Origin of the sequence: Verrucosispora sp. SN26_14.1 (assembly GCF_004307965.1) — a bacterium.
In the GTDB taxonomy this organism is placed as follows: Bacteria; Actinomycetota; Actinomycetes; order Mycobacteriales; family Micromonosporaceae; genus Micromonospora.
Genome location: NZ_SISL01000030.1, coordinates 1 through 13,007, shown reverse-complemented (window position 1 = coordinate 13,007; position 13,007 = coordinate 1). Strand labels below are relative to the sequence as shown.

Below are 13,007 nucleotides of genomic sequence, written 5' to 3'. Positions count from 1 at the left end.
CCTTCCCGGTCGGGAAGGGGGCCCGTCGTCGTCACGGCCGGAGCGTCAGCCGATCGCGTACGCCCGGATGATCGTCACGTCGGTGTAGCCGCCGATGGTGTCGGTGACCCGCGCCCGCAGCGAGACCGCGCCGGACGTCGGGTTACCCACCTGGGCGGTCCAGACGCCGTCGATCTTCTTGACCGACACCGAGCGCCAGGTCTTGCCGCCGTCGAAGGACGCCTTGGCGGTGACCGTCTTCACCTTCGGGTTCTTGCCCAGCTTGGCGTCCGGACCGGCCTTGGGGCGGCTCAGCTTCAACTGGACGTTCGTGCTGCCGCCGGCCTTGGCCCGGTTGTGCAGGTCGAGCCCGGTGGGCAGCATGGTGAGCGCGTAGACGGGCGCGGTCACCGAGGTGTTCGGCTTCGCCTTGAACCGGTACGTGACGCTGGTCTTCGGCGACAGCATCCCGGCCGGGAAGGTGATCTCCGGGTAGTACCGGCTCGCGTCGTTGGTGAGCGTGTACCACCCGCTCTTCTTGACCTTGTACTCAAGGCTGGTCATTTCCGACTCCCAGCCCCTGTCCTTCTTGGTCTTGACCGTCTTGCCGCCGAACTTCAGCATCGCGGTCGCCTTGTCACCGCCCTCGACGCTGTCACGCGGGAAGCCCGGGTCGGCGAACATGTCGTTCAGCGAGTACGACAGCCAGCCGTAGTTGATCTGCGGCAGCCGGGTGGACGGCCCCCAGGCGGACCGGAAGAACCGCACGGTCTGCGACTTGCCCGCGCTGACCGTACGTGGGACGAGGTAGCTGCCGACGACCGGTGCGGAACCGTCCTTCGCCTCAGCACGGGCGTGCGCCCTGACGTACCACTTGCCGGCCGACAGGTGAAGCTTCGTCCGGTACGGCTGTTCGGTGTCGAACAGAAGTCCGTACATCTCGTCGCCGCAGGCACGGTCGGCCGGCTGCACCGCCAGGTTGCTGAGAGTTCCCGCCGACGGACCGCGCCGGCTCTCCACGTCGACCGTGCCGAGCGAGGACTGCGCGAAGGTCCGGGTCGGGCTGCTCGGAACGCCGGTCGTGCGGTACTTGACCACGTAGTGGGGTGACGCGCCGCTGTGGTCGACCCAGGACCGCATGGCGGCGAAGGCCAGCCGCTTCGACGAGTTGGGCACGACGTACAGCCCGCCGCCGAGGTCGGCGGCCCCCACGTGCTCGTACGAGGACTTGCCTACGGTGCAGATCCGGGCCATCGTCCGGATCTCCCGCCCGGCCGTGTCGATCGCCGGGCTGAGGCCGAGTGAGACCCGCTTGCCCTTGCGGGCGTCCACCGTGGTCTTGCTGGCCCCGGAGACCTTGACCGTGCGGGCACCGAGGGTCGAGGTCTCCCCGGTGCGGATCGAGGCGAGCACCGCGTAGGTGCCCTTCGGCAGTTTCTTGGCCTTGTTGGACGTGACCGAACGGCGCTCGTTGGTGGCGAGGTTGACCACGGTCGTGGTGACGGTGACCTTCTTGCCGTTGCGGTCCAGCGTGGTGACGGTCAGCGTGTTGGTGGCCGCGACCGCAGGTGCGCCGGCACCGAGCAGCAGCGCCGGCACCAGGGCCGACGCTACGGCGGCCCGGGCCATGACGCGGACACGCGAGGACGATCCGGGGCCGGAGGCGGCCCCGATGAGAGTGGAGAACAATCCAGGAACTCCCGTGAGTGGAAGCCGATCCCGCAGTACGACAACGGCGGGAAAGCTGATGCTAGATCACATTCGCCGACCGCACCGTCCCCCCGACAGCCGTGTCAGGGCAGGCCGATCAGGTCGGCCATCCGGCGCATCTGGTGGTCGAAGTACTCGTCCCGTGCGGTGATCAGGCCGTCGAGCTGGCCGAAGAGTTCGAAGCTGACGGCGCCGAAGCAGTGGATCCAGCCGACGGAGCCCCTGGCCAGCAGGGTTTCGGGCAGCCCGGCGAAGAGTCGATCCCGCACGGCGGCGAAGTCGGCGTGGACCGGAACGGGCAGTTCGTCCGGGCCCGGATCGGCCAGGACGCCGGCCGTGAAGCCGTCGAGCAGGATCCGGATCAGGGTGGTCGGGGTCCGGGACGCCGCCACGATGGTCTCCTGCGGTGCGGCGTACCCGGGGACCGGACTGCCGAACAGCAGGGCGTACTCGGCCGGGTGGGCCAGCGCCCAGCGGCGTACCGCATGACAGACGGCGAGCCATCGGCCGCGCAGGTCGGTGCGGGCGGTGACCTCGGCGTCGGCCCCCTCGGCCGCGTCGCCGAGTGCCTGGTAGCCGTCGAGGATCAGCGCGGTGAGCAGCTCGTCGCGGCTCGGGAAGTAGCGGTAGATCGCCGAGGAGACCATCCCCATGTCCCGGGCGACGGCACGCAGGGACAGGTTCGCCCCCTCTGCGGCGAGGTGGCGGCGGGCGATCGTCTTGATCTCGTTGATCATCTCGGCTCGGGCCCTGGCCCGGATGGTGGCGGCAGGCATGCCAGAGAGTGTCGCACACATTCGAGAGCACTGCTCTTGACGAAAGCCGTCGTCATGGGTGAGCATTGGTCTCGACAGAGAGCACTGCTCTCAAGACGAGGGGAGACTTCGATGGCCGTTCACCTGATCGTCGGCGCCGGCATGGTCGGCTCGACCACCGCGCGACTGCTCGCCACGCGTGGCGAGCAGGTCCGGATCGTCAGCCGGTCCGGGCGGGGCCCGATCCACGCCCGGATCGAGCGGATCGCCGCCGACGCCACGGACGCCGACCGGCTCAGCGAGCTCGCGCAGGGCGCCACCGCCGTCTACAACTGCCTCAATCCGGCCTACCACCGCTGGCTCACCGACTGGCCGCCGATGGCCGACGCGCTGCTCACCGCCGCCGAGCGGTCCGGCGCGCCACTGGTGATCGCCGGCTGCCTCTACGGGTACGGCGAGGTCAGCGGGCCGATGACCGAACAGACTCCGCTCGCCGCCACGCATCCCAAGCTACGGATGCGCGCCGACATGTGGCGCGACGCCCTCGCCGCCCAGCGCGCCGGGCGCCTGCACGCCGTGACCGAGGTACGCGCCAGCGACTACATCCAGGCGCAGTCGATCCTCACCCTCTTCCTCGGTCAGCCGCTGCTCGCCGGACGCCGTGCCGTCGTCCCCGCCCCGCTCGACGTGCCGCACACCTGGACCTCGATCAACGACGTGGCGGCCATGCTGGTCACCGCCGCCACCGACGAGCGGGCCTGGAACCGTCCCTGGCACGTGCCCAGTGCGGCGCCGATGACGATCCGGCAGCTCACCACCCGCCTCACCGAGCTGGCCGGGGTGCCCGCGCCGAAGCTCACCAGCATTCCCGCACCGGTCTTCCGGGCCGCCGGTCTCTTCGCCCCGATGCTGCGCGAGTTCCAGACCACGGCGTACCAGTTCGCGCGGCCGTTCGTGCTTGACTCCTCGGCCGCCACCACCACGTTCGGGCTGCGTCCCCAGCCCATCGACGAGGCGCTGCGCGAGGCGATCACGCTGCTGCGCGAGGCACCGGGTACGAGCGCCGGCACCGCTGCGCCCTTCCCGACCGCCGCCTGACGACGACACCGCATCGGAGGTTCACCATGTCCACCGTCACCATCGCGCCCACCGTCGTCCTCGACAGCGGCACCCGCCGTGCCGCAGGCCAGGTCGACAACCGCCTCGCGTACGCCGGCTTCGCCCTCGCCTATCTGCTCGGACACGGTGCCGCCGCCGTCTCCTCCGGTACCGATCCGCTGGTGGACCTACCCGGCTGGTTACCGATGACCCTGTTGGCCGCCGGCATCGTGGCCGGCTCGGTCGCCGCCACCGTGGCCGCCACGCGGGCCCAGCGGGACGTCTCCGGTGCCGAGGCCCTCACCGGAAAGCTGCTCGGTGCCGCCTGGGCCGTCGGTTTCACCGCTCTCTTCCTCGCCATCACCGGTCTGACGAGCACCGTCGAGCGGCCCGAGTTGCAGACCGTCCTCTGGCCCACCGGTTCGGCGTTCGTGGTGGGCCTGATCTACCTGGCCGAGGGTGCCGCCCGCCGCAACGTCCTGCACTACCTGCTCGGAAGCTGGCTCGCGCTGGTGGGCACGGCGGCGCTGTTCCTCGGTACGCCGGGTCCCTTCTGGGTCCTCACCGTCGCCGGCGGCGGCGCGTACGTCGTCGCCACCGTCCTGGAGGGCCGTCGGCTCGCCGCGTACCGCTGAGCTGCTCCCGCACCACACCGAGACGCGAGAAGCGGTGGTCTGAGGACCACCGCTTCTCGCTGTTCCCGGCGCGGCCGGAGCCCTTCCTACCGTCAGGAGACCGGCAGGGTCTGCCGGGTCTCCGCGTCGCGGTCGACGCGACTACGGGCGCGCACGCTCTCGGTCTTGAACCGCAGGGCGGGACGTTCCACCAGGTGCCAGGAGGGTACGGCGAACGCCAAGGTGCCGAGCAGGCTCAGCACGGTGTAGCCGAACACCCCGAACTCGGCGCCGCCGACCAGGGCGATGACCTGCTGCACCGGGAAGCCGTAGATGTAGAGGCCGTAGGTGTAGTCGTGCCGTCGGCTGATCCTGGACAGCTGCTTCGGCAGCGCCACCGCGGCGTAGAGCACCACGTAGGCGAAGGCCGGCAGGCCGACGGCGAAGAAGCCGCCCTTGAGCAGCGAGCCGGTCAGCACGACGCCGGCCAGTGCGGCCCACACGCCGTTGACCGGGATGCGGTGTGCGTAGAGACGTGCGGCCGTACCGAGCAGGAAGAGGAAGCCGAGCATCAGCGTCCAGTCGGCGGCGAAGGCACCGATCAGCGGGAACGGGCCGATCGCGCCGTGCTGCGGCGGGCGTGCGGTGATGGTCGGTCCGTTCAGGAAGTCCCACAGGACCAGCGCGTAGCAGATGACCGTCAACAGCAGGACGGCACGCGGCGACCGGCGCAGGACCGCGGTCATCATCAGCAGGGCCACCACGCCGTAGAACGCCAGGTCGTACCGGAGGGTCCAGAGCGAGCCGTCGAACGCGCTCGGACCTCCGCCGAGCCGCCCGTACGGGGTGTCGGCGAGCAGGCCGGAGATCGGGAACTGCTCCATCGACGCGAGGACGTTCGTGGTGACGTAGTCGAACGGGCCCTCCGGGTGTCCCCAGAAGCCGTCGAGGCTGCCGTTCTCGTAGATCGCCACCAGCGGCGCGATGACGAAGGCCGTGACCAGCAGGCAGACCCACAGGCCGGGAAGCACCCGCAGCGCGCGGGCGCGGATGTACTGCGGCAGGGACGAGCGCAACGCGCTGTCGGTGATGAGGAACCCGGAGATCAGGAAGAAGCCGTAGAGGGACATCGTGCCGATGTCGCTCTGCCCCGCGAAGAGGCCCGTGCCGAGGTTTCCCACCCCGAACCCGATCGGCCCGGAGTGGGCGATGATCACACCGCACGCCATCGCCAGGCGCAGCGCGCCGAACGCGTTGTGCCGGGCCGAGTATCTGTCTTGCAGCGTCGGCGAGCGCCCTTCGTTGAACCACGCCTGCACGTGAGGACTCCCTTGAGGACCAATCCGGACGGTGGTCGAGTCGTCGTGCCGACCACCGCATGTGACACATGCAGTATCGGCATTCTTAATCCTTATATTTCGATTTTCATGATTTGTCCACTCTGCACCGTTTCACCGGGTCGTCGGACGACCGGGCTGACGTCGGCGGACGGCCGGGCCGACCGGCGGGCAGCGGGCCTGCGGAGCAGGCCGCACCACGGCCGCCAGCGGCGGTCGTGGTCGACTCGCACCACGACCGCCGCTGGGCAGATGTCCGAGCAGACCGTCGACCACCGTCCACAGTGCCCCGCCGGTCGACGGACCGGCGCAGGCGCGGGTCACCTCCGGGCGGAGCCCGAACGCGGGGTGGCGACCTCGGCGGCGGGTACCCGGATGCTGTCCGGAATCGGCCGGCTCGTGTCGTACTCCTCGGGTCCACGAGGAGACGGCGAGATCAGAGGTCGTCCCGTGCCCACCGGTCGGGTGCCGACCAGGTGCGGGACCGCCCACGACGTTCGACTTCTCGTACGCGGCTCAGCATGGCACCGCCAAATCGGACAAGAAGGACTAAATGCCCCAGGTAGCCCGGAAGGCTGAATCCGCCGTGAGGGTCACGACAGGTGCCGCGCGGTGTGCCTCACCAGGAAGTCGTCCAGTCGTGGCGCGAGACGGCGCGCGTACGTGGCGGTCAGATGGTGCGCGTCTCGATAGACGAGCACCCCGTCGATCACGGCGGGACAGCGCTCGCTCGGACAGATCGCGTCGTTGAGGTCGGCCAGATGCACCTGCGCCACCGCAGCCGCAGCCCGCTCCTGCGGTACGCCCCAGACGAGTGCGGGCTGCCGAGGCTGGGCGCAGGCGCTGAGGCGTTCCCGGTTGGCGGAGACGCACTCGGCCATGTCCACCCTGAACGCCGGGGTGTCCCGGATGACCACCAGCGGTATGCCCGCCCCGGTCAGCTCCGACCAGGTCCGTGTCAGCGCCTCCGTCTGCGCGTCGGCCGTCGACGGCCCGGGTGCCGGCGTACTGCCGGCCACCAGCGGTATCTGGGTCACACTGGAGACGATCAGCAGCCGGGGCCGTCGCTCACCCGTGAGCGCCGTCCGCAGTTCGCGGTTCCACTCCGTACAGCTCTCGTCGACTCGTCCGCCGACGACCGTCGGGGCGGTCATCAGCGAGCAGGCGGTCTTGATGTAGGTGACCAGGCGCCACCCGCGCTCCGACGCGACCTGCTGCAACGCCGGCACCCAGTGCGCCGCGTGCGAGTCGCCGGCCAGCGCGACCTCGACCCGCGAGTCCCGGTCGCCGTAGACGCACGTGCGCAGGCGCGACTCCTGCGCCTGCGTGACACAGTCGTCCCGATAGACGTCGGGCAGGTCGTCGCGGGCGGCCAGCGGGTCGGGCGTGATCCGGGCGAAGCGGTCCACCAGCGCCGGGTCCCCGCCCGGTGACGTCTGACCCGCACCGGCGAGGTGCGGAGGACCCGGGGCGGTCGGTGGCCGGACCGCGAGACTCAGGCCGATGCCGGCCAGGACGGTCAGGCTGGTGGCGGCCAGCCCCATCCGCAGGGTGCGGGCCGGGGAGAACTGTGCGTACCGGAACGGGTTCTCCACCAGGTAGTGGGTCAGCACCGCCGGAACTGCGGAGCAGACGATCATCGCCAGCCCGGCACCGGTCCCCAACGGACCCCAGCGCGCCTCCGCCACGACCAGCAAGGGCCAGTGCCAGAGATACCAGGAGTACGAGACCACCCCCACCGCTCGTGTCATCCGCATCTCCAGCAGCAGCGCGGGACCGTACCGCCCGGCACCCGGACCGGCCGCGATGACCGCCACCGCGCCGAGCGTGGGCAGCAGTGCGAGGTGTCCCGGATAGGCCGCGTCCGGCCCGATCAGCACGGCACCGAGAGCGATCATGAGCATGCCGGCCCAGCCGAGCGTGACCGCGGTCGGACGGGACAGCCGGGAGAGGTGGCCGCTCAGGATCGCCAGCGCGCCACCCAGCGCCAGTTCCCACATCCGGGTGGTGGTGACCAGGTACGCCCGCGCGGGCTCGGCCTGGCTCAGGTACACCGACCAGGCCAGCGACGGTACGCCGACCAGGGCGATCGCCACGAGCACCGGGGTGGACGTCCGGTCGGCGAAGAACCGTCGACGGTGCCGCCCACGGACGTCCACCGGCGACCGCGCCTCGATCGACTGCGTCCGTCGACGCCCGAGCGCCACGGCGGCCAGCAGGAGCAGCGGCCAGAGCAGATAGAACTGTTCCTCCACCGCCAGTGACCAGAAGTGCTGGAGGATGCTCGGAGCCTCCTCCGACCGCAGGTAGTCGGTCGACTGCTCGACCAGCCGCCAGTTCATCGCGTAGACGGCGCTGGCCAGGGCGTCCCGGGCGGTCTCGGACCACCGGATCGGCGGCAGGAAGAGGTACGTGAGCAGCAGGCTCGCCACGACGACGACGCTGGCGGCGGGCAGCAGCCGCTTGGCGCGCCGGACGTAGAAGGCGGTGATCGAGATCCCGCCGGTCCGGCGCAGTTCGTCGACGAGCAGCCCGGTGATCAGGAAGCCGGAGATGACGAAGAAGACGTCGACGGCGACGAAGGCGCCCGGCAGCGCGGCCACCCCGGCATGCCCGACGAGCACCAGGACGAGCGCGAGGCCCCGCAGCCCTTCGATGTCCTCGCGGAACCGGCCCGACAGGATCGGCCCGGCTCGTTCCCCTACTCGTGTCATCTCCACCCCTCTCGGGGCGGAGCATAAAGGCAATAATGGGGCTTTTGACCGTTTTAGCTGGACCAGCTACGGCGCCTGGGGCTCACTGCCGTTCGGTGACGACCTCCTTGGAGCCCGGCACCACGTTGCGGGTGGCACGCAGGCTGGTGATCGTCACGACCGTCAGCACACCGATGATGACCAGCAACGACGCCAGCGTCGGGATCTCCGGCACGCCTTCCCAGACGCCGTGCGCCCAGTGCAGACCGAGTTTGACGCCGATGAACGCCAGGATCACGGCGAGGCCGTAGCTGAGGTGGACCAGGCGGCTCAGCGCGGCGTGCAGCACGAAGTAGAGCGCCCGCAGACCCAGCAGCGCGAAGGCGTTGGTGGCGAAGACCAGGTACGGGTCCTCGGTGATGCCGTAGACCGCCGGGACCGAGTCCACCGCGAAGACCGCATCGGCGGCGAAGACCGCCACCACCACCAGGGCCAGCGGCGTGAGCGCACGCCGACCGTCCACCCGCACGACCATCTTGGTGCCGTGGTACTCCCGCACCACCGGCATGAACCGACGCAGCAGCCGCACCGACCGCATGTTCCCGATGTCCACCGTCTGCTCGTGCCCGGTGAACGCGTCGCGCAGCAGCTTCGCGGCGGTGAACAACAGGATCAACGCGAAGATCAGAAATGCGAAGTCCAGCGTCTGCAACGCCGCCGCGCCCAACGCGATGAAAATGCTCCGCAGCACCAGCGCCCCGGTGATGCCGAAGAGCAGCACCCGCTGCGCCAGCTCGGTCGGCACCGCGAACGCCGCCAGCAGCAGCATGAAGACGAACAGGTTGTCCACCGACAGCGACTTCTCGACCAGATAGCCGGTCAGGTAGTGGACGCCCGGCTCGGAGCCGAACTCGGACCACACCCAGGCACCGAAGGTCAACGGCAGAGCGATGTAGAAGGCCGACCAGCCCAGCGCTTCCTTCAGTGACACGCGGTGCGGGCGGTGGGTGACCGCGAAGTCGAGCACCAGCAGGGCCAGCACCCCGACGATCGTCGCCGTCCAGAGCAACGGCGTGCCTACGGAGTGGAGTTCACTGGCGGAGTAAGACAATTCGGGCATGGGCCTTCCTCGAACACCGTGCATGTTCGAGGTCTCCTTCACCCACCGTTCGTGGGCAACCACCCGAGGCACACCCGGGGTGCGCCGTACTGACCGGTATGGTTCGTGGGAAGTACTCCCCTCGTACGGCCAAGGTTAGGACAGGCCGCCCCGGGCCGCCAGGCGTCGGCGCGCGGCGCGCCGGTGCGGCGGGATCCCACCCACTCCGTGCGAGGTGGGCGGCACCGCCCGGGGCACGACCGTGGCGGAGATCACCGAGGACGTCGTCCCACGTCACCGACAGCGATTCGCCTGGACAGGGCGGACACGAGCGCCGGCACGCCCACCGCCGGGGCGTTCGGCGGCGACCGGTATGGCCTGGACCACGCCAGGCGGCCTGTCGGCGTACTCGGCCCGTCCGCCGGGTAGCTACGAAACTTTGCACCGAACCAGCACCACCCACGGAGGTGATCGGATGACCGGGACGTTGCAGCAGCTCGTCGCCCGCAACGACCTCGAGATGATCCGTGGGTGGCTGGACAGCAGACCGCCCTACGAGATCGCCGACGAACTCGCCCGACTCGACGCGGTCGCCGCCGGGGTGCCGTTCCGGCTTCTCGACAAGGACCCGGCTCTCGCCGTCTTCGAGGAACTGGACCCCGTGGACCAGCAGCGCATCCTGGTGGGGCTGCGCGACCAGGCGTTCCACGAGCTGGTCGAGGAGATGGACCCGGACGACCGGGCCCGCATGCTCACCGAGGCGCCGGCCAAGGTGGCCCGCCGCGTCCTGGCCGGGCTGTCGCCGCGCGAGCGGCAGATGACCGCCGAACTGCTCGGTTACCCGCCCGGCTCGGTCGGGCAGATCATGACGCCGGAGGCGGTCGCGCTGCCCCGGCAGGTCACCGCCGCCGAAGCGCTCGACGTGGTGCGGCGCAAGGGCGCCGAGGCCGAGACCGTGTACGTGTTGCCGGTGGTCGACCCGGGCCGCCGCCTGGTCGGCGTCGTGGAGCTGCGGGACCTGGTGCTGAGTGACGCTGACGTACCCGTGGCCGACCTGGTGGACACCCACGTCTTCCGGGCCCGCGCCACCGACCCGGCCGAGGAGGCCGCTCGCCTGATGCGGGAGACCAACACCCTCGCCCTGCCGGTCGTGGACAGCGAGGACCGTCTCGTCGGCCTGCTCACCATCGACGACGCGATGGAGATCATCGAGGCGGCCGACACCGAGGACGTGGCCCGTCAGGCCGGCACGGCACCCTGGCCCGGTCACTACATGGCGGTCAGCGTCTGGCGGTTGGCGCGTTCCCGGGCACCCTGGTTGTTGCTGCTCATCGTCGCCTCGGTGCTCACCGTCAACGTGCTCCAGGCGTTCGAGGCGACCCTGTCGCAGGTCACCGCGCTGGCCCTGTTCATCCCGCTGCTCGTGGGCACCGGCGGGAACGCGGGTGCACAGGCCACCACGTCGGCCGTACGCGCTCTCGCGCTGGGCGAGTTGCGCGGCTCGGACCTGCCGGCGGTGATCTGGCGGGAGTCCCGGGTCGGCCTGCTGCTCGGCGCGGTGCTGGCAGCGGTCGGCCTGGCCGTCGGCGTGGTCCTGGTCGGCGGTGAGATCGCGCTGGTCGTCGGCATCTCTCTGGTGATCATCTGCGCCTGGGCCGCCACCGTCGGCGCCACCATGCCGGTGCTGGCGAAGCGGCTCCGCATCGACCCGGCGGTCGTCTCCGCGCCGATGGTGACCACGCTCGTCGACGCCACCGGGCTGATCATCTACTTCGCCGTCGCCCACGTCGTCCTGACGTTCTGACTGACCCCGCTCGCGCCGGCAACCGTCCTCCGACCGCACCCGGCGGGCCTGTCGTAGGCCCGCCGGGTGTGTGGCGGTGGTTCAGCGCTGCCGGGTGATCAGCGTTGCAGGGTGAGCAGTCCGGGGCGGTAGGGCAGGAGGCCGTAGTCGCCGCCGGAGTTGGGTGAACGGCCCTGGTAGAGCAGTTGCAGGTTGCAGGCGTTCACGGTCATCGTCTGGTCGGCGTTGGTGCGCAGCAGTTCGCCGTGGCTGATGTCGTTGGTCCAGGTGGCGCCGCTGTTGGCCTTACCCGCGAACGGGTTGCTCTCGGTGGCCGCCTGCGGAGTCCAGGTGCCACCCAGGCTGGTGGCGGTGAAGGAGCGGAAGTAGCGGCCCTGGGAGCCGATGGCCTCGACGAGCATGAGGTACCGGTTCTCGCCTTCGAGCTTGTAGACCTGTACGCCTTCGAAGAGGTTGTTGGTGGTGTCGGTCATGATCGTGGTGTAGTTGGAGCCGAAGCTGCCGGGGAAGTTGCCGATGGGCATGCTGGCCCGGTAGATGCGGCCGTTGTCGCCGGCGAAGAAGAGGTACATGTTCTGGCTGTCGCCGATGAGGGCCTGGTCGATGGGGCCGGTGCCGGAGTTGGAGATGGATCCGGTGAACAGGGTCTGCGCCGGTCCCCAACTGTTGACGTTCGCCGGGTTGGTGGAGGTGCGGTAGGAGAAGGCGGGGCCGCCCCACTGGTAGGCGAGGACCCAGACGTTGCGGGGTGCGAAGTAGAACAGTGAGGGGGCGACGGCGGAGAACGGCATGGCGTTCTGGCTGGCCGAGCCTATCTGGTTCCAGTTGGAGAAGAGGCCGAAGTTCATCGAGCCCCAGCTGGTGCCGGTGTCGTGGGTGGTGGCGTAGACGAGCTGCTGGCCGTTGTAGGGGGCGTGGGTGAAGTCCTTCAACGACACCCAGCCCGAGCGCGGCTGCGCCAACGCGCCGGTCGAGGACCACCGGTACGACGAGGGCAGCGAGCAGTTACCCGACGGCGGCGGAGTGGTCGGGGGCGGCGTGGTCGGGGGTGGCGTGCTGGGCGGCGGGGTCGTCGGGGTCGTGCCGCCGTTGCAGGCCACCCCGTTCAGGGCGAAGCTGGTCGGCGCCGGGTTGCTGCTCGTCCAGGAGCCGTTGAACCCGAACGACACCGATCCGCTGGTCGGGATCGCGCCGTTGTAGCTCACGTTCCTCGCGGTCACCGCCGCACCGCTCTGCGTCAACGTGGTGTTCCAGGACTGCGTCACCGTCTGCCCGGCGCCGAAGGACCACGTCAACGTCCAACTGGTCAACGGATCACCGAGATTCGTGATCGAGACGTTGGCGCCGAATCCACCCTGCCACTGCGACGCCACGGAGTACGTGACCGAACAACCTGCCGCTGCGGCGCCGGCCGGCGGTGCGACGACGGCCACTGCCGACGTCGCCAGAATCGCCACACCGGCCGACGCCAGACTGGCATTGACCATTCTGGATCTAGCCATAAAGCATCCTTCCCAGCACGGAGTAGACCGACGCATTTGCGAGGGTCATTGTTAGGTGAGCGTTAACATACGTGTCAGGGATGCTACGGGAGCGCTCCCAACGCCTCAACCTTTGACGGCGATGGATACATTCGGGTTTTCGCACCCACCGCGACCGGTGCAGACGCCCACCCACGCCTGGGTACGCGTACTCACCGCACTCCGGTTCGCGCGCTCAGGTGTCCACGCGTCGACGCGAACAGGATGGCCACATGGCCGAACTGCCGCACCGACACATCGCACTGGGTACCGCCGAGTCGCCGCTGCCGGCACTGGCCGCGCGGTGCCGACAGACGACGCTGGCGACCGGCGGCCGGGCGGTCGCCGCACTGACCCGCCTCGCCGGTCGCCACCCCGCCGGATGGCGTTGGCTGGCC

9 protein-coding genes are annotated in these 13,007 nt (G+C 69.9%); 3 read left to right on the top strand and 6 right to left on the bottom strand.

Translation table 11 applies throughout. The features are described 5' to 3' along the window. Positions 1–45: 45 nt before the first annotated feature. Both EYA84_RS05525 and EYA84_RS05520 read right to left on the bottom strand, forming a co-directional pair. Positions 46–1,608, bottom strand: a complete 1,563-nt coding sequence (locus EYA84_RS05525) for a hypothetical protein (RefSeq protein ID WP_131051921.1) — start codon at positions 1,606–1,608, stop codon at positions 46–48. Between the two features lie 164 nt (positions 1,609–1,772). After that, complete coding sequence (locus EYA84_RS05520; protein ID WP_131051920.1) at positions 1,773–2,465, bottom strand: TetR/AcrR family transcriptional regulator; 693 nt, start codon at positions 2,463–2,465, stop codon at positions 1,773–1,775. A gap of 111 nt (positions 2,466–2,576) precedes the next feature. Between EYA84_RS05520 and EYA84_RS05515 the strand changes: the two genes are divergently transcribed. Both EYA84_RS05515 and EYA84_RS05510 read left to right on the top strand, forming a co-directional pair. Then, positions 2,577–3,542 (top strand): NAD-dependent epimerase/dehydratase family protein, encoded by a 966-nt coding sequence (locus EYA84_RS05515; RefSeq protein ID WP_131051919.1) that lies wholly within the window; start codon positions 2,577–2,579, stop codon positions 3,540–3,542. A 26-nt stretch (positions 3,543–3,568) separates the two neighbouring features. After that, entirely contained in the window at positions 3,569–4,177 is a 609-nt protein-coding gene (locus EYA84_RS05510) for an ABC transporter permease (protein WP_131051918.1), read from the top strand. 92 nt (positions 4,178–4,269) lie between these two features. On the opposite strand, the gene EYA84_RS05505 is transcribed toward EYA84_RS05510, so the two are convergent. From EYA84_RS05505 to EYA84_RS05495, 3 genes are all read right to left on the bottom strand, one after another. Next, the gene (locus tag EYA84_RS05505; RefSeq protein ID WP_131051917.1) at positions 4,270–5,475 is read right to left on the bottom strand and encodes an acyltransferase; all 1,206 of its coding nucleotides are present in this window, start codon (positions 5,473–5,475) and stop codon (positions 4,270–4,272) included. 611 nt (positions 5,476–6,086) lie between these two features. Further along, positions 6,087–8,207 (bottom strand): acyltransferase family protein, encoded by a 2,121-nt coding sequence (locus tag EYA84_RS05500; RefSeq protein ID WP_131051916.1) that lies wholly within the window; start codon positions 8,205–8,207, stop codon positions 6,087–6,089. An 82-nt stretch (positions 8,208–8,289) separates the two neighbouring features. After that, positions 8,290–9,306, bottom strand: a complete 1,017-nt coding sequence (locus tag EYA84_RS05495) for a TerC/Alx family metal homeostasis membrane protein (RefSeq protein WP_131051915.1) — start codon at positions 9,304–9,306, stop codon at positions 8,290–8,292. A gap of 454 nt (positions 9,307–9,760) precedes the next feature. On the opposite strand from EYA84_RS05495, the gene mgtE reads away from it, so the two are divergent. Then, positions 9,761–11,089 carry a magnesium transporter gene (gene mgtE / locus EYA84_RS05490; RefSeq protein ID WP_131051914.1) on the top strand — a complete coding sequence of 443 codons (1,329 nt, stop codon included), beginning with the start codon at positions 9,761–9,763 and terminating at the stop codon, positions 11,087–11,089. A 98-nt stretch (positions 11,090–11,187) separates the two neighbouring features. Here the strand turns inward: mgtE and EYA84_RS05485 are convergent, their stop codons facing one another. After that, the gene (locus EYA84_RS05485) at positions 11,188–12,591 is read right to left on the bottom strand and encodes a non-reducing end alpha-L-arabinofuranosidase family hydrolase (RefSeq protein WP_131051913.1); all 1,404 of its coding nucleotides are present in this window, start codon (positions 12,589–12,591) and stop codon (positions 11,188–11,190) included. Positions 12,592–13,007: the final 416 nt, after the last annotated feature.